Source organism: Caulobacter sp. (genome assembly GCF_035254145.1).
Lineage (GTDB): Bacteria > Pseudomonadota > Alphaproteobacteria > Caulobacterales > Caulobacteraceae > Caulobacter.
Genome location: NZ_DATFAV010000090.1, coordinates 1 through 15,918, shown reverse-complemented (window position 1 = coordinate 15,918; position 15,918 = coordinate 1). Strand labels below are relative to the sequence as shown.

Genomic DNA, 15,918 nt, shown 5'->3' with positions numbered 1-15,918 from the left:
AGCTTGACCAGCGCCCTGGGCCGTTCAGCCTCGGCTCACTTGCAAGTTTCGGCCTGCCGCTGGCATGGGTCCTGGGCACAAGGCCCAGGAAGGCGAGCTATTGAATTCAAACGCCGCATGGACGTCGATCCGCCCTAAGCCTCCGCTGCGGCTAGGTCTTCGGCCAGGAACATCCAGGCCTCCTCGGCCTCGTCGAGCTTGGATTTGGCGTTGTCTCGGCGCTTGGTCAGCTCCGCCACCTTGCCGGGGTTCTTAACGTAGAGATCTGGATCGGCCAGCTGGGCGTCCAGCTCGGCCAGGTTCCGAGTGCAGCGAGTCATGACCTGCTCGGCGGCCTCGACCTTGCGGCGCAAGGGTTCGATCGCCGCCTTTCTTGGCTGCGGCGCGGCCGGGGCGGCGGCCTTTTCCGGCTCTCGCGCGACCTGGGTCGGCTTCACCGCCTGTTTGGCGCGCTCCAGGACGAACTTGGCGTAGTCGTCCATATCGCCGTCGAACGGCTTAACCGTACCATCCGCGGCCAGCCACAGGCGGTCGGCGACCAGCTCCATCAGCGAACGGTCGTGGGTGATCAGGATGACCGCGCCCATGTAGTCGTTCAGGGCGTCCAACAGGGCTCGGCGGCTGTCGATGTCCAGGTGGTTGGTCGGTTCGTCCAGGATCAGCATGTGCGGGGCGTCCATCGCCACCAGGTTCAGCAGCAGGCGCGCGCGCTCGCCGCCCGACAGGCTGTCGACCTTGGTCTCCTGCTTCTCGAAGCCGAGGCCGAATTGGGCCAGCTTCGAACGGCGCGAGCTTTCCGAGGCGTCCGGCATGGCCCGACGGATGATCTCCAGCGGGGTGTCGTTGGGATCCATCGCCTCGATCTGATGCTGGTGGAACCAGCCGACCTTCATCTTCTTGTCGCGGTGGAATTCGCCGCTCTGCACGCCCAAGGCCCCGGCGATCATCTTGGCGAAGGTCGACTTGCCCGCGCCGTTGACGCCCAGCAGGCCGATGCGGTCGTCCAGGTCCATGCGCAGGTTGAGGTTCTTGAGGATCGCGCGGCCTTCCTCGTAGCCGACCGACGCCTTTTCGAGCCGGATCAGCGGCGGGGGCAGGGGGCGCGGCGGCGAGGGCAGGGTGAAGGGCGCGACGCGCTCCTCGATCGTGGTCGCCACCGGCTCCATCTTGGCCAGGCGCTTCATACGGGACTGCGCTTGCGCGGCTTTCGAGGCCTTGGCCTTGAAGCGGTCGACGAAGGCCTGCAGGTGGGCGCGCTCGGCGTCCTGCTTGGCCTTGGCCGACAGCTGCAGACGGGCCTTCTCGGCGCGACGCTTCTCGAAGTCGTCGTAGCCGCCGGTGTAGAGCTCCAGCTTGCCGTTCGCCAGGTGCAGCATATGCGTGCAGCTGTTGTTCAAGAGCTCGCGGTCGTGGCTGACGATCAGGGCGGTGTGCGGGTACTTCTGGAGGCGTGCCTCCAGCCATAGCGCGCCTTCCAGGTCGAGATAGTTGGTCGGTTCGTCCAGCAGCAGCATGTCGGGCTCGGCGAACAACGCCGCGGCCAGGGCCACGCGCATGCGCCAGCCGCCCGAGAATTCGCTCATCGGTCGGGCCAGGTCATCCTGGGAGAAGCCCAGGCCCACCAGGATTTCAGAGGCCTTGGCCGGCGCGGCGTCGGCGTCGATCTCGATCAGCCGGCCCCAGATCTCGCCCATTTCCTCGGGATCGGCGGTTTCCAGCCGGGTCATCAGGCTATGACGCTCTTCATCCGCCTCCAGCACCGTCGCCAGAAGGGTGAAGGGCGTGGCCGGGTGCTCCTGGTCGACCGAGCCGACGCGGGCGTTCTTGGGCAGGCTGATTTCGTCGTCGCCGGCGTGAAGATGGCCCAGGATCAGCTTGAACAGGGTGGACTTGCCAACGCCGTTGCGGCCGATCAGTCCGACCTTGGCGCCCGGCGGCAGGCTGACGCTGGCGTGGTCGAAGAACCGGCGCCCCCACGCGTCAAAGGTCAGGTCGTTGATCTGCAGCATTTATATGAAGCTTACGCGGCGGGGTTGGCGGGGAGGAGGCGCACGGCTATAAGCCCGCAACCTCCCAATTCACAACTCTCGTGTGAGATATCTCGTGACCGAACGCACCTTCTCGATCATCAAGCCGGACGCCACCCGTCGCAACCTGACCGGCGCCATCAACGCGGTGATCGAGGCCGCCGGCCTGCGCATCGTCGCTCAGCGTCGCGTGAAGCTGACCGAAGCTCAAGCCAAGAAGTTCTACGAAGTCCACGCCGAGCGCCCGTTCTACGGCGAACTCGTGGCCCAGATGACCGCCGAGCCGGTCGTCGTCCAGGTCCTGCAAGGCGACAACGCCGTGGCCAAGTACCGCGAAGTCATGGGCGCCACGAACCCGGAAAACGCCGCCGAAGGCACGATCCGCAAGCAATTCGCCCTGTCGATCGGCGAAAACTCGGTCCACGGCTCGGACAGCCTGGAGAACGCGGGCATCGAAATCGCCCAGTTCTTCACGGAAGACGAAATCGTCGGCTGATCCAGCCCGCCGTTTTTAGATGACGGACGACGCCCGGATCGGTGACGATCCGGGCGTTTTCTTTTTTTGGGGTCCGGGCGTGAAGCACTACGAGCGAGGCGAGGTGATCCTGGCGGTGACGCTGTCGGGCGTGGCTGGCTATGTGGACGCGATCGGCTTTCTGAAGCTGGGCGGGTTCTTCGTCTCGTTCATGAGCGGCAACTCCACCCGTCTGGGCGTGGCGCTGGCGGCGATGGACTGGAAGGGTGCGCTGACGGCGATCACCCTGGTGGGCTCGTTCGTCGGCGGGGTGGTGCTGGGTGCGCTGACGGCCCGCGCGTTCGGCGAGAACCGTCGCTCGCCGGTGTTGGTCCTGGAAGCGGCGCTGCTGGCCGTGGGGGCGGGCCTGCTGACGGCGGGCTTCGACACGGCCGGGGTCACCTGCGTCGCCATGGCCATGGGCGCCGAGAACGCGGTCTTCCAGCGTAACGGCGACGTCGCCGTGGGTCTGACCTACATGACCGGCACCCTGGTGCGGGCCGGTCAACGCATCGCCGGAGCCTTGGCTGGCGGAGAGCCGAACGACTGGCCGCGGTTCGTCCTGTTGTGGACGGGCCTGACCGCCGGCGGGGCGCTGGGCGCCCTGACCTACCTGACGATCGGGGCCTCGTCCCTGTGGGTCGGCGTTACGATCCTCACCGGCGCGGCCCTGTGGGCCGAGCAGCGCTGGCGATCGGTCTAGGTTCTCCCGATCTCGCCCGCCATCGCCATCCGCTTGGCCGTGTCGAAGTCGACGGCCAGGCGCGCGCGGCGCAGCAGCGGCGCGCCAATCGTCCGCAGCAGGTCGCGCAGGACCTGGCGCGAGGCGCCGCAGAGGATCACCTCGCCGTCGGCCAGGGTGCGCCGCAGCAGGTCGGCCAGGGCGAAGGCGCCGGTCGGGTCGACCATCGGCGTATCCTCCAGGCGCAGGATGTAGCAGCGCTTGCGGCCGGCGACGTCCTCCAGCGCGTCCTTGACCAGGCTGGCGCTGCCGAAGAACAGCGCGCCCCGGAACGTGATCACGGCCACGTCGTCGGGCAGGCCGAAATTGGGAGCGTAGGGCTCGCGCGAGTCGCCCTCCAGGCCGTCGAGGGCGATCGGCCCCTCGCCGTGTTTCACTTCGGCCAGCTGGGCCATGCGGTGCATGAACACGAAGGCGGCCAGCACCATGCCCACCTCGATGGCCAGGGTCAGGTCGACCAGAACGGTCAGGCCGAAGGTGGCCAGCAGGATAGCCCGTTCGCCGTTCGAGGCGCGCAGCAGGGCCGCGAACCGATGCAGTTCGGCCATGTTGAAGGCCACGATCATCAGGGTCGCCGCCAGGGCCGCCAGCGGCACGAACCGCATCAGCGGGGCGGCCAGCAGCATGAACAGCAGCAGGAAGACGGCGTGGGCCATGCCGGCCACAGGCGAGCGGGCGCCGGCCCGGATGCTGGTGGCCGTGCGGGCGATGGCGCCGGTCGCCGGCATGCCGCCGAACAGGGTCGAGGCGATATTGGCGACGCCCTGGGCGATCAACTCGGCGCCCGACCGGTGCCGGCGGCCGGTCATCTGGTCGGCGACCACCGCCGACAGCAGCGACTCCACCCCGGCCAGCAGGGCGATGGTGAAGGCGCTGGGCGCCACCGCCTGGGCCTTGGCCAGGGACCAGAACGCCAGGCTCGGGGCCGGCAGGCTGGAGGGCACGCCGCCGAAGCGTGATCCGATGGTCTCGATCGGCGGATGGGCCACGGCCACGAAGGCGGCTCCGGCGATCGTCGCCACCAGGAACCCGGGCGCCTTGGGCGCCCAGCGGCGCAGGGCCAGGATCAGGGCCAGGCACGCCAGCGCCAGGACGACGGTGGACGGACTGAGGCTGGCGCGCGCGTCCCACAGCGCCGCCAGCTTGGGCAGGAAGTCGGCCGGGAGGTTCTCCGCCGTCAGACCCAGGAAGTCCTTGATCTGGCTGGTGAAGATGATCACCGCTATGCCGGCGGTGAAGCCCGTGGTCACCGGATCGGGAATGTATTTGATAAAGGTTCCCAGGCCCGAGATGCCGGCCAGGATCAGGATGCCCCCGGCCATCAGGGTCGCCATCAAGAGGCCGTCATAGCCGTGCTTGGCGATCACCCCGTAGACCACCACCACGAAGGCCCCGGTGGGACCGCCGATCTGGAAGCGGCTGCCGCCCAGCAGCGAAATTAAAAAGCCGGCGACCACCGCCGTGACCAGACCTCGGTCCGGCGTGGTTCCCGAGGCGATGGCCAGGGCCATGGACAGGGGCAGGGCGACGATGGCGACCGTGAGGCCCGCGATCAGGTCGGCGCGGAAGTCGGCGGCGGCGTAGCCCTGGCGAAGCACCGTCACCGTCTTGGGTTCGAACAGCCGCCAGTTCAGGCCCATGGTTCGACCTTCAGCGCTTCTCCAGCAGCCGGACCCCGCGTCCGACCCCCTGGCTGGGGGCGTCCTCGACGATCAGCTCGATCCCGGCCGAGGCCAGGGCCTTCATGACCTTCTCCAGGCTGTCGACGACCACGCGGACCGAGCCTTCGCAAGCTTCCATCCGCTGGATGGTCGGAACCGACAGGCCGGACAGCCGCGCCAGCTGTTTCTGGTCTAGGCCGAGCAAGGCGCGCGCGGCGCGGATCTGAGGTCCAGTGATCATCTGGATGTCCCGTATGATGTATGAAGCATCAAGATCGGGAGATTAGCAATCAGTTCGCGGCGGCTGGCCCCAGGGTTCGCACGAACGCGGCCAGGGTGTCGGCGTACAACTTGTGTTCCTGCTCCAGGACCCGCTCGGCCAGGCTGTGGTCGTCGTCGTCCGGCAGGATCGGCACGCGGGCCTGGCCCAGGATCGGGCCTTCGTCGACGCCGGCGGTGACCAGGTGCACCGTGCAGCCGGCCTCGACCTCGCCGGCGGCGATGGCGCGGGCGTGGGTGTCCAGGCCGGGATAGGCCGGTAGCAGCGACGGGTGGATGTTCAGCATCCGGCCTTCCCAGGCGTCGACCAGGAAGGGCGTCAGGATCCGCATGTAACCAGCCAGGGCGATGACCTCGATCCCGCGCGCGCGCAGGGCCGCGTCGATGGCCCGCTCATGGGCCTCGCGATCCTTGCCGAACGGCTTCTGGTCGACACACAGCGCCTCGATCCCGGCCTCGGCGGCGATCTCCAGGCCCTTGGCGTCCGGCTTGTTGGCCAGGACCAGGGCGATCTCGAAGGGGCAACCCTCGGCCTTCGCCGCGCGGACCAGGGCCTCCATGTTGGAGCCCCGGCCCGAGATCAGCACCGCGACCTTGGTCTTCGGACCCATCAGGCCTTGACCAGCTGGCCGCAGATGAAGGCGTCTTCGCCAGCGTTCAGCAGGGCCGCCAGCACCGGTTCGGCGTCGGCCTGGGCCACGATGATGATAAAGCCCACCCCACAATTGAACGTGCGGCGCATCTCGTGCTCGGAGACGCCGCCGGTCTTGGCCAGCCAGTCGAACACGGGCGGCATTTCCCACGCGTTCCAGTCGAACTCGGCGGCCAGGCCCTCGGCGATGGCGCGCGGCGGGTTCTCGATCAGGCCGCCGCCGGTGATGTGCGCGCCGCCCTTGACGCGACCCGACTGCAGCAGCGGCAGCAGCGACTTCACATAGATCCGGGTCGGGGCCATCAGGGCCTCGGCCAGCGTCTTGCCGTCCTCGCCAGGAACGGGGAACGGGCAGGGGGCGTCCCAGGCCAGGCCCGAACGCTCGACCACGCGGCGCACAAGCGAGTAGCCGTTGGAGTGCGGGCCCGACGAGCCCAGGCCGATGATGATGTCGCCGGCCCGCTGCTTGTCCAGCTTGGGCAGGACGCCGTCGCGCTCGACGGCTCCAACCGAGAAGCCCGCGAGATCATATTCCCCATCGCCGTACATGCCCGGCATTTCGGCGGTCTCGCCGCCCACCAGGGCCGCGCCGGCCAGCTTGCAGCCGTCGGCGATGCCGGCGACCACGCTCTTGGCGGTCTCGACGTCCAGCTTGCCGGTGGCGAAGTAGTCCAGGAACATCAGCGGCTCGGCGCCCTGGGCCAGCAGGTCGTTGACGCACATGGCCACCAGATCGATCCCGACCGTGGCGTGCATGCCCGCGTCGATGGCGATCCGCAGCTTGGTGCCGACGCCGTCGGTGGTGGTGACCAGCAAGGCGTCCTCGTAGCCGGCCGCCTTCAGGTCGAACAGCGCGCCAAAACCGCCCAGGCTGGCTTCCGCGCCGGGGCGGCGGGTGGCCTTGGCCAGGGGTTTGATGGCGTCCACGAGCGCATTGCCCGCGTCGATGTCGACACCCGCCTGGGCGTAGGTAAGGCCGTTGGGCTGGTCGCTCATGGTCGCTCTGGCGCTCGCTCTGGTCTCTCGGAGGAAGGGAAGATCCTCCGAACTCGCGGAAATTTCGCTTCCCGGCGCCGCTTGATGCGTCTTGACGCTTGCAGACTCGGGGGTGCGCGAGGCTATTAGCAGCGGATGAAGCCGATCACCACCACCGCCGAGCTGGCGGCGTTTTGTAATGCGCTTTCGGGCGAGCCTTTCGTCGCGGTGGACACCGAGTTCATGCGCGAGACGACCTACTGGCCCAAGCTGTGCCTGATCCAGGTCGCGTCGCCCACGCACGAAGCCGTCATCGACCCGTTGGCCGACGACATCGACCTCGAGCCCCTGCTGGCCGTCATGCGCGACACGAGCATCCTCAAGGTGTTCCACGCCGCCCGACAGGACGTCGAGATCTTCAACAATCTGAAGGCGATGCCCAAGCCGCTGTTCGACACCCAGGTCGCCGGCATGGCCGCGGGCTTTGGCGAGCAGATCGCCTACGACGCCCTGGTTCGCCAGATGCTGCGGATCGAGTTGGACAAGTCCAGCCGCTTCACGGACTGGGCCCGCCGGCCGCTGACCGAGGCGCAGCTGACCTACGCCCTGGCCGACGTCACCCATCTGGCGGCGCTTTTCCCGATCCTGCGCGAGCGGCTGGAAACCAGCGGCCGCCTGGCCTGGGTCGAGGAGGAGATGTCCGCGATTTCCGATCCCGCCGCCTATGACGTCGATCCGGAAAAGGCCTGGCGCCGCCTGCGCCCGCGCAAGACCCAGGCCAAGTACCTGGCCGTCTTCAAGGCCGTCGCCGCCTGGCGCGAGCGCACGGCCCAGACCCGCGACCAGCCGCGCGGCCGCATCCTGAAGGACGAGGCGATCGACGAGCTGGCCACCCAGGCGCCGACCAGCCTGGAAGCGCTGAACAATCTGCGCGGCGTGCCCAAGGGCTTCGGCGGCAGCAAGTTCGGCCCCGACCTCTTGGCCGCGATCAAGGCCGCCCTGGCCGATCCGGAAGGCTACGCCCCGGTCGTCGACAAGCCCGGCCCGCCGCCGCCCCAGAACGCCGGCGCCGTCGTCGAGCTGCTCAAGGTGCTGCTGAAGGCGCGGGCGGAAGAGGCGGGCGTCGCCTCCAAGCTGATCGCCACGGTCTCGGACCTGGAAAAGATCGCCGCCGACGACAACGCCGCCACCCCGGCCCTGGCCGGCTGGCGCCGCGACGCCTTCGGGATCGACGCCCTGAAGATCAAGCGCGGAGAGCTGGCCCTGGTGCTGGACGGCGCCAAGGTGCGCGTGGTCGAGGTTCGTCGCGCGCCAAAGGCGGAATAGGGCGCGCCAGGCGCCCTTTTTCCCGGCGCTTGGCTTTCCCGCCGCGGGTTCGTACTCGAATCGAGGGGCGGGACAATTCCTCGCCAGACTTGTGGCCAGGTTTGGCGATAAGACGGCCGCCTTGAGGGACGCCCTCGAGGGACGGGGGGGCCGGTGGGGGGCGAGTTGCGTGAGTTCAGGGAACGTCTAGCGGTCGATTATCGAGCCGCCGCGATCTCTCGTCTTCGGCACATTCCGCTTCGCCTGTTTGTCGTCGGCTCCCTGTGCCTGGCCGTCCTGGTCCGGCCGGGGCTGTCCTTCCTGCCGGCATGGGCGCTGGCCTACCTGCTGGTGCAACTAGCCGAGCATTGGGCCCTGAAGGTGTTCCTGGCGTCGCGCCATCCGGCGCGGCAGGTCTGGCTCAACCTGGTCGTCGACCTCGCCATGGCCGGCGTGTTCGGCTGGCTCGCCGTGCCGTTGTGGGCGACGGGAACACCCGCCGGCGCCGCCGGCGCCGTGCTTCTGCTGGTTGGATCGGTGTTCACGGCCCTGATGTGCGCCGAGGGCTGCGTCATCGCCTTCCTCTTCGGAGTCGCGCCCCACATCGGCTATCTGTTCGCCGCCCCCTTGGTCGCTGGCCCGCGCCAGGATCCGTTGCTGCCCTATTTCGCGATCGGGGCGGGGCTTTTCTGCGTGGCCGTCTCGATGACCTTCCTGTGGTCGCAACGCGCCATGGAAGCCGAGCGCAAGGCGCGTCGTGCGGCCGAGGCCCAGATGTCGGCCCGCTCGGCCCTGATCGCCATGGTCAGCCACGAACTGCGCACGCCGATCAACGCGATCGTCAACGGGGCCGCGGCGCTGGAGGGCGGCAGCGAGGCCGACCGCTCGGCCGCCGCCCTGATCGCCGACGCCGGGCTGATGATGCGCGCCCAGCTCAACGACCTGCTGGACCTGTCGAAGATCGAAGCTGGCCGCATGGGCGTGGAGGTGGTGGATCACGACCTGCGGGCCCTGATCTCCAACAGCGTCCGCTTCTGGCGCAACACCGCGCGGGCCAAGGGGCTGCGATTGACCCTGCGAGGCGCCCAGGCTGGGCCCCAATGGGTGCGGGGCGATCCGATGCGGGTGCGCCAGGTGCTCAACAACCTACTCAGCAACGCGATCAAGTTCACCGCCGAGGGCGAGGTGACCGTCGCGGTGATAGCCTTCATGCAGGAGGGACGTCGGTTCGTCTCGATCGAGGTGTGCGACACCGGGCCCGGCTTGACCGAGGCCCAGATCGCCCGGCTGTTCAGCCCCTACGAACAATTGAGCCTGGGAACGGCCCGCGCCTTCGGGGGAACGGGCCTGGGGCTGGCGATCAGCCGCGACCTCGCCCGGCTGATGGGCGGCGATCTGACCGCCGCCGAAGGACACGGGGCGGGCGCCTGCTTCAAGCTGGTGCTGCCGGCGCCGGAAGGAACGCCGCCGCCCGACGTCGACACCGCCGAGGCCGCCGCGCTCGCCAGGCCCAGCCGGCCGATGTCGGTGCTGGTGGTGGACGACCACGATATCAACCGCCGCACCCTGGCGCGGATGCTCGAGGCGTTCGGGGCCGAGGTCGAGACCGCCGAAGACGCGCTCACGGCGCTCGCCGTGTGCCAGGCGCAAAGGTTCGACGCCATCCTGATGGATGTCCGCATGCCCGGGATGGATGGGCTGGAAGCCTCGCGCCGGTTGCGCGAGGCCGGCGCCAACCGCGAGACGCCGATCATCGCCGTCACCGGCGGGGCCTCCCGCGAGGAGATCGCCGCCTGTCTTGACGCGGGCATGACCCGTTGGGTCGAGAAACCGGTGAACCCACGCGATCTCTATACGGCGTTGTTCGCGACGGAGGCGGCCGAACGGGCCCTGATCGAAGCCGAGTAAGAGACGCCGAGCGCCACGCGCCTAGAGCGCGTTAGGGTTAGGTGTACGCGGCTAACCCGCCCGGACGCGCTCTAAATGTTTGATTCTAGAGCCTGTTTATCTGGTTTAGATGGTTCCATCTAAACCAGACAGGCTCTAGGCGTCGAAAGGTAGGGCGACGCTCACGGATGGCCGAACTGGGTCAGGGCGGCCCCGGCGGCCAGTCCGAGGGCGCTGAAGACGCCGAGGTGGAAGATCACGCCGATGATCACGGTGCGGCGCACCGACCAGCTGCTGTCTGGAATGAGGCCCTGGCCGGCCCTCAATTGCAGGGCGCGCGCGGGGCTGGCGACTGGGGCGTCGTGATCGCTGGCGAGCCGCAGGTCGGGATGCGTCCGGTCGCTCGGCGGCGGGGCGACGGCGTCCGGGTAATAAGCGCTATGCTTCAGCATTGCTGACCTCCCTATGTCTTTGAAAGGACGATAGGGATGGTATCGCTAACGAAGCATGCCGAGATTTCGGTCTTGGGGTGCGACAACTCGTCTTCATCACCCGATTTGAGGAAATTCAGCGCAGGTTAGGCATGTCCTGGCCCGAACTATACCTGAATCACGCCGCCGTGATTTTGGTCTTCAGGTTCAGGTGTTGGGCGGCGGTATTGGCGCGCTTGTTGGTCTGCTCGCCCAGCAGGAGGTCCGCATAGCCGGGTTCGGCCGTCAGGATCAGATGGGTCTTGTCCAGCGCCAAGCGCGAATGGGCCAGCAGGCTGGGGCTGCGGCCCGAGAGGTCGCACGCCAGGCGCATCGTCGCCCCCAGGGCCCGGGCGCGCTTGAGCTGGGCGGGGCTGAGCAGTCGTTCCAGGGTCGCCAGCTCGGGCGGGTGGAAGTTGGTCGCGTGCCGGGCGTGGGCGGCGGCGGCCAGGAAGCAGCGCTCGGCGTGGTTCTGGCCGGCGACCGGCGCGCGCAGCACCTGCTCGAAAACCAGGTCGGCGCGATGATCGGGGTGCAGGCGCACGCCGACGTCGGCCAGTCGGCAGGCGGCCGCGATCAGGATCCCGTCGCGTTCGCCAAACAGCGAGGGCAGATGGCGGAAAGCCGGGCTGATCCAGGCGTCGAGCGCCGCGCCCAGGTCCTCGGCGACGCCCTGGCGCGCGCCGAGCGCCGCGCAGCCTTCGATCAGCGGGTCCAGGCCCCGCACGCGCGGCGGCATGGCCTCGAACAGCAGGCCCTCGCGCACGCCATAGGCCGAGATCTCGATCCGCTTTAGGCCCAGTTGCTCGATCAGCGTCTCCAGGACGACGGCGGCGTAGGGCAGGGTCTCCGAGCGCTTCTTGCTCATGCCCTCGATGCGCTCGAGCGAGCTCTTGGACTGATGGCTGACCAGGTGGGCGGCCTCCAGCGCCTCGGCCGCGCCGATCTCGTACTGGTGGACGACGTGCAGCGGGTAGCCCGACAGCCGCATGTGCAGCAAGGCCAGGTTTCGCCAGGCGCCGCCCACGGCGTGGAAGGTCTCGGTGCGGAAGTCGGCTGCCACGGCGGCGATGCGTTCGCGGGCCAGGCGGCGGACCCGCTCGCCGTCGAAGCCGCCGCCATTGGGGCCGGCCAGGCTGAACGGGCCCAGCGGCAGGGTGACGCCCAGACCCGCGCCGGTGGACGACAGGCGCACCAGTTCCAGGCTGGCGCCGCCCAGGTCGCCGACCACGCCGACCGCGTCGGGCGTGCCGGCCAGCACGCCGACGGCCGCGTAGTGGGCCTCTTCCTCGCCCGAGAGGACGCGCACCGAGAAGCCGGTCTCCTCGCGCACGCGGCGGATGAAGTCGGGGCCATCCTTGGCTTCGCGGGCGGCGGCGGTGGCGACGACGAAGACCTCGGTCGGGCCCACGGCCTCGAGCACGGCGCGGAAGCGCTTCAGGGCCTGCAGGGTCTGGATGACGCCCTCTGGCGAGAGCCGGCCGGTCTTGGCCAGGTCGCGGCCCAGGCCCGCCAGCACCTTCTCGTTGAAGACCGTCCAGATGGCGCGGCCTTCCAGCCGGTACACCACCAGGCGGACCGAGTTGGAGCCGATATCAATCACGGCCGCGTCGCGCGGCGCCGGGAAGGGCATGCGGGTGGTTTAACGCATTCGAACGGCGGTGGAAGCCAGGGCGTCGACTTTTCCACGCCGAAAGCCTTGTCGCGGAACGTCTCCGAATTATACCCGGGTCATATTGACTCTTATTTTATCCGGGTGAATAAGGCGGCCACTTCATTTCAAGGCCCCGCCGATGACCGTTTCACCCGACCAGATCCCCGCCGTTCGCAAGGCGCTGCGCGCGACCTTCGCGACCGAGACGCTGGATGGCGCGACGCCCTTGTCCGGCGGGCTGTCGGGCGCGCGGCTGTGGCGGATCCGGGTGGGCGGGATCGCCTATCTGCTGCGGCTCGAGACGGAGCGGGACGCGGTGCGCGATCCGCGTCGCGCCTATCGGTGCATGAGCCTGGCCGCCCAGGCCTGCCTGGCGCCGCGCGTGCGTTACGCCGACGCGGACGACGGGGTGGCGATCACCGAGTTCGTCGAGGCCCGCTCGCTGACGCTCGACTATCCGGGCGGGCGGGCCGATCTCGTGGTCGAGCTGGCCCAGGCCGTGCGCGCCCTGCACGCGATCGAGGCGTTCCCGTCGCTGACCGACTATCTGGACGCCCTTGGCGCCCTGGTGGACCGGGCGGCCCGAAGCGGGACGGCGTCGGCCGAGGCGCTGGCCGGACCGCTGACCGCCTGGGCGCGGCTGCGGGCGATCTGCGCCAACCTCGCGCCGCAGCCGGTCGCCAGCCACAACGACCTCAACCCGCGCAACCTGCTCTATGACGGCCGGCGGATCTGGCTGATCGACTGGGAGACGGCGTTCCTGGCCGACCGCTACGTGGACCTTTCGGCGCTGGCCAACATCTTCGCGCCCGATCCGGATAGCGAGGCCCTGCTGCTGGCGACCTATTTCGGGCGTGAGGCGAGGCCGGACGAGCGGGCGCGGCTCTATCTGTTCCGGCAGGTCAGTCACATCTTCCACGCCGCGGCCTTCCTGGTCGGACTGGCCGGGCAGGCGAGGGCCGAGCACCTGGACGGTCCGGCGCTGGATGTCCTCCACCAGGGCCTGGCGCTGGGCGAGCCGTTGCTGGAGACGCCGCGAGGACGCCTGGACTACGCCCTGGCGCGGCTGCGGACGGCGACGGCCAATATCGAGAGCCCGGCCTTCGCCCAGGCGGCGCGGACGGCGCGCTAGCTCCGCCGCTTGGGGCCCACGTGGTCGAAGGCGCGGGGCAGGTCGCGCGCGCCGTGACCGCGGCCCGACAGGCTGGGATTGGTCATGAAGTAGTCGTGGGCCGAGAAGGCGCCCTTGCTGTTCCAGGCCGGGTCGCGGGCGTAGTCGCCCTCGCTGTCCAGCCTCCAGCTCTGGGCCTCGTCGTTGAGGTTGGCGACCATGATCTGGTCCAGCACCTGCTGGTGGACGGTCGGGTTCTCGACCGGCACCAGGCTCTCGACCCGGCGGTCCAGGTTGCGCGGCATCCAGTCGGCCGAGCTGATGAACACCCGCGTCTGGGCGCTGGGCATGGCCGCGCCGTTGGCGAAGCAGACCACGCGGGCGTGCTCCAGGAAGCGGCCGACGATCGACTTGACCCGGATGTTCTCCGACAGGCCGATGATCCCCGGGCGTAGGCAGCAGATGCCGCGCACGACGAGGTCGATCTGCACGCCCGCCTGGCTGGCCTTGTAGAGGGCGTCGATGATCTGCGGGTCGACCACGGCGTTCATCTTGGCCCAGATGCCGGCCGGTTTGCCCGCCCGCGCCGCCTCGGCCTCGGTCTCGATCATCCGCAGCAGGTCCGGCTTCAGCGTCATCGGCGAGAACGACAGCTTCTCCAGCCGCCCGGGCTGGGCGTAGCCGGTGATGAAGTTGAACAGCTTGCCCCCGTCGCGCCCCAGGGCCGGGTCGCAGGTGAACAAGGACAGGTCGGTGTAAACCCGCGCCGTCTGCGGGTGATAGTTGCCGGTGCCGAAGTGGCAATAGGTGCGCAGGGTCTGGTCGGCCTCGCGCCGCACCACCACCGACAGCTTGGCGTGGGTCTTCCAGTCGACGAAGCCGAACACCACGTGCACGCCCGCCCGCTCCAGGTCGCGCGCCCACTTGAGGTTATTTTCCTCGTCGAAGCGCGCCTTGATCTCCACGAGGGCCGTGACGTTCTTGCCGTTGTCGGCCGCCTCGATCAGGGCCGCCACGATCGGGCTGTCCTTGGAGGTGCGGTAGAGGGTCTGCTTGATCGCCAGCACGTTCGGGTCCCGCGCGGCCTGGCGCAGGAACTGCACCACCACGTCGAAGCTCTCGAACGGGTGGTGAACGAGAATGTCCTTCTCGCGGATCGCCGCGAAGCAGTCGCCGCCGTGATCGCGGATGCGCTCCGGGAAGCGAGCGTTGAACGGCGGGAACTTCAGGTCCGGACGGTCCGGCGGAATCAGCTCCGACATCTGGGCCAGACCCAGCTTGCCGTCGACCAGGATCACGTCCTCGGGCTCGGCGCGCAGGCCCTCGATGATGAAATCGCGCAGGTCCTGCGGCATGGTCGTCTGGATCTTGACCCGCACCACCCGGCCCAGGCGACGCTTCTTCAGCCGCGCCTCGAACTCGCGCACCAGGTCTTCGGCCTCTTCCTCGATCTCCAGGTCGCTGTCGCGGATCAGGCGGAACAGGCCCCGGCCCTCGACCTCGTAGCCGGGGAACAGGTGGTCCAGGAACAGGATGATGAAGCTTTCCAGCGCCACGATCTTGCGCTGGCGCTTCCTGCCGCGCGAGACCAGCGACGACAGCTCCCAGAACCGCCGCACCTGCGAGGGGATCGGCGCCAGGGCGTAGAGGTGCTTGTCGTCGGCGATGCGGCGCAGCTTCAGCGCCAGGCAGAAGCCCAGGTTCGGGATGAACGGGAACGGATGGGCCGGGTCGATGGCCAGCGGCGTCAGCACCGGGAAGATCTGGTTGAGGAAGATCTCCTCGGCCTTGTCGCGGTCCTCGCCCTCGATGTCCTTGGCGTCGAGCAGCTTCAGCCCTTCGTCCCACAGCTCGGTGCGGACCTGGCGCCAGATCTTCTGCTGCTCGGCCATCAGCTCGGCGGCCGAGGCGTTGATGCGGGTCAGCTGCTCGCCCGGCGTCAGCCCGTCCTGGCTGATCACCCGCACGCCCTCGCGCACCTGACCCTTCAGGCCGGCCACGCGGACCATGTAGAATTCGTCGAGGTTGTTGGCCGAGATCGACAGGAACCGCAGCCGCTCCAGCAGCGGATGTCGCGGATTGCCGCTCTCCTCCAGAACCCGCTGGTTGAAGGCCAGCCACGACAGCTCGCGGTTGAAGAACCGCTCCGGCGTGGCCATCCACTCGGCGTCCAGCGTCAGCCCGGCCCCCCCGACCTGGGAGTGGTCTTCCGTCTGCGGAACATTGGCGGCGTGGATCGGCAAGGTCGCGGCGTCGGTCATGAGATCACTATAGGCCGAGTTTGTTCCGCCATGGTGAACGACGCAAGTGACGGGAAGAAGACAGGGGTATTTTGAGACCCTCTCTCTTTGAGAGAGGGAGGGACCCGCGCCGCTGGCGCGGGAGGGTGAGAGGTTTCAGCCTTTCAAACCCCGGCGTCGATGGTCATTCGGCAGCGCGGATATGGGAGACGGCGTACCCTCTCACCCTCCCACCGCTGCGCGGCGGGCCCCTCCCTCTCTCCACGAGAGAGGGATTTTAGCCCGCCTCCTCTTCCCCCTCGAAGTCCCCCAGCACTTCCCGCGCCAGGGCCTTGTTCAGCTCGCGCCGCTGCTGGGCGGCCGCCTCGTCCAGCAGGTCGGCCGCGGCGATCGCCTCGGCG

The 15,918-nt window shown here is 68.7% G+C and carries 13 protein-coding genes and 1 pseudogene; 5 read left to right on the top strand and 9 right to left on the bottom strand.

All coding sequences use genetic code 11. The annotated features are described in order from the left end of the window. Window positions 1–134 precede the first annotated feature (134 nt). The gene (locus VJ655_RS05080; protein ID WP_324109978.1) at window positions 135–2,009 is read right to left on the bottom strand and encodes an ABC-F family ATP-binding cassette domain-containing protein; all 1,875 of its coding nucleotides are present in this window, start codon (window positions 2,007–2,009) and stop codon (window positions 135–137) included. A 94-nt stretch (window positions 2,010–2,103) separates the two neighbouring features. On the opposite strand from VJ655_RS05080, the gene ndk reads away from it, so the two are divergent. Beyond that, complete coding sequence (ndk, locus tag VJ655_RS05075; RefSeq protein ID WP_324109977.1) at window positions 2,104–2,523, top strand: nucleoside-diphosphate kinase; 420 nt, start codon at window positions 2,104–2,106, stop codon at window positions 2,521–2,523. Window positions 2,524–2,538: 15 nt separating this feature from the next. Here ndk and VJ655_RS05070 read toward each other — a convergent pair. After that, window positions 2,539–2,755: pseudogene (locus VJ655_RS05070) on the bottom strand (hypothetical protein); the annotation flags it as partial. On the opposite strand from VJ655_RS05070, the gene VJ655_RS05065 reads away from it, so the two are divergent. Next, window positions 2,654–3,244 (top strand): YoaK family protein, encoded by a 591-nt coding sequence (locus VJ655_RS05065; protein ID WP_324109979.1) that lies wholly within the window; start codon window positions 2,654–2,656, stop codon window positions 3,242–3,244. The pseudogene VJ655_RS05070 and the gene VJ655_RS05065 sit on opposite strands and share 102 nt — an antisense overlap. Here the strand turns inward: VJ655_RS05065 and VJ655_RS05060 are convergent. Genes VJ655_RS05060 through purM form a run of 4 tightly spaced genes read right to left on the bottom strand, consistent with a single transcriptional unit; the run spans window position 3,241 to window position 6,871 of the window. After that, complete coding sequence (locus tag VJ655_RS05060) at window positions 3,241–4,923, bottom strand: SulP family inorganic anion transporter (protein ID WP_324109976.1); 1,683 nt, start codon at window positions 4,921–4,923, stop codon at window positions 3,241–3,243. The two genes, VJ655_RS05065 and VJ655_RS05060, sit on opposite strands and share 4 nt — an antisense overlap. Window positions 4,924–4,933: 10 nt before the next feature. Beyond that, window positions 4,934–5,185, bottom strand: coding sequence for a helix-turn-helix transcriptional regulator (locus tag VJ655_RS05055; protein ID WP_324109974.1), 252 nt, complete (start codon window positions 5,183–5,185; stop codon window positions 4,934–4,936). Window positions 5,186–5,234: 49 nt separating this feature from the next. Next, the gene (purN, locus tag VJ655_RS05050) at window positions 5,235–5,834 is read right to left on the bottom strand and encodes a phosphoribosylglycinamide formyltransferase (RefSeq protein WP_324109973.1); all 600 of its coding nucleotides are present in this window, start codon (window positions 5,832–5,834) and stop codon (window positions 5,235–5,237) included. Continuing rightward, window positions 5,834–6,871 carry a phosphoribosylformylglycinamidine cyclo-ligase gene (purM, locus tag VJ655_RS05045; protein ID WP_324109972.1) on the bottom strand — a complete coding sequence of 346 codons (1,038 nt, stop codon included), beginning with the start codon at window positions 6,869–6,871 and terminating at the stop codon, window positions 5,834–5,836. The genes purN and purM overlap by 1 nt, the downstream gene beginning before the upstream one ends. 135 nt (window positions 6,872–7,006) lie before the next feature. On the opposite strand from purM, the gene rnd reads away from it, so the two are divergent. Both rnd and VJ655_RS05035 read left to right on the top strand, forming a co-directional pair. Then, window positions 7,007–8,176, top strand: coding sequence for a ribonuclease D (rnd, locus tag VJ655_RS05040; protein ID WP_324109971.1), 1,170 nt, complete (start codon window positions 7,007–7,009; stop codon window positions 8,174–8,176). 165 nt (window positions 8,177–8,341) lie between these two features. Continuing rightward, on the top strand, window positions 8,342–10,063 hold the full coding sequence (locus VJ655_RS05035) for a response regulator (protein WP_324109970.1): 1,722 nt from the start codon (window positions 8,342–8,344) through the stop codon (window positions 10,061–10,063). 161 nt (window positions 10,064–10,224) lie between these two features. Here the strand turns inward: VJ655_RS05035 and VJ655_RS05030 are convergent, their stop codons facing one another. Both VJ655_RS05030 and VJ655_RS05025 read right to left on the bottom strand, forming a co-directional pair. After that, on the bottom strand, window positions 10,225–10,494 hold the full coding sequence (locus tag VJ655_RS05030; protein WP_324109969.1) for a hypothetical protein: 270 nt from the start codon (window positions 10,492–10,494) through the stop codon (window positions 10,225–10,227). 157 nt (window positions 10,495–10,651) lie between these two features. Further along, window positions 10,652–12,145 carry a Ppx/GppA phosphatase family protein gene (locus tag VJ655_RS05025; protein WP_324109968.1) on the bottom strand — a complete coding sequence of 498 codons (1,494 nt, stop codon included), beginning with the start codon at window positions 12,143–12,145 and terminating at the stop codon, window positions 10,652–10,654. A gap of 160 nt (window positions 12,146–12,305) precedes the next feature. Between VJ655_RS05025 and VJ655_RS05020 the strand changes: the two genes are divergently transcribed. Continuing rightward, the gene (locus tag VJ655_RS05020; RefSeq protein ID WP_324109967.1) at window positions 12,306–13,298 is read left to right on the top strand and encodes a phosphotransferase; all 993 of its coding nucleotides are present in this window, start codon (window positions 12,306–12,308) and stop codon (window positions 13,296–13,298) included. Here VJ655_RS05020 and VJ655_RS05015 read toward each other — a convergent pair. Further along, window positions 13,295–15,538: an RNA degradosome polyphosphate kinase gene (locus tag VJ655_RS05015; protein ID WP_324109966.1), complete on the bottom strand. Its 2,244-nt coding sequence runs from the start codon at window positions 15,536–15,538 to the stop codon at window positions 13,295–13,297. The genes VJ655_RS05020 and VJ655_RS05015 overlap by 4 nt on opposite strands. Window positions 15,539–15,918: the final 380 nt, after the last annotated feature.

Excerpts from the sequence above, each read along its gene's own strand:
- purN (WP_324109973.1), bottom strand. The coding sequence starts at position 5,834 with ATGGGTCCGAAGACCAAGGTCGCGGTGCTGATCTCGGGCCGGGGCTCC.
- purM (WP_324109972.1), bottom strand. The coding sequence starts at position 6,871 with ATGAGCGACCAGCCCAACGGCCTTACCTACGCCCAGGCGGGTGTCGAC.
- VJ655_RS05030 (WP_324109969.1), bottom strand. The coding sequence starts at position 10,494 with ATGCTGAAGCATAGCGCTTATTACCCGGACGCCGTCGCCCCGCCGCCG.
- VJ655_RS05025 (WP_324109968.1), bottom strand. The coding sequence starts at position 12,145 with ATGCCCTTCCCGGCGCCGCGCGACGCGGCCGTGATTGATATCGGCTCC.
- VJ655_RS05055 (WP_324109974.1), bottom strand. The coding sequence starts at position 5,185 with ATGATCACTGGACCTCAGATCCGCGCCGCGCGCGCCTTGCTCGGCCTA.
- rnd (WP_324109971.1), top strand. The coding sequence starts at position 7,007 with ATGAAGCCGATCACCACCACCGCCGAGCTGGCGGCGTTTTGTAATGCG.
- VJ655_RS05060 (WP_324109976.1), bottom strand. The coding sequence starts at position 4,923 with ATGGGCCTGAACTGGCGGCTGTTCGAACCCAAGACGGTGACGGTGCTT.
- VJ655_RS05020 (WP_324109967.1), top strand. The coding sequence starts at position 12,306 with ATGACCGTTTCACCCGACCAGATCCCCGCCGTTCGCAAGGCGCTGCGC.
- VJ655_RS05015 (WP_324109966.1), bottom strand. The coding sequence starts at position 15,538 with ATGACCGACGCCGCGACCTTGCCGATCCACGCCGCCAATGTTCCGCAG.
- VJ655_RS05080 (WP_324109978.1), bottom strand. The coding sequence starts at position 2,009 with ATGCTGCAGATCAACGACCTGACCTTTGACGCGTGGGGGCGCCGGTTC.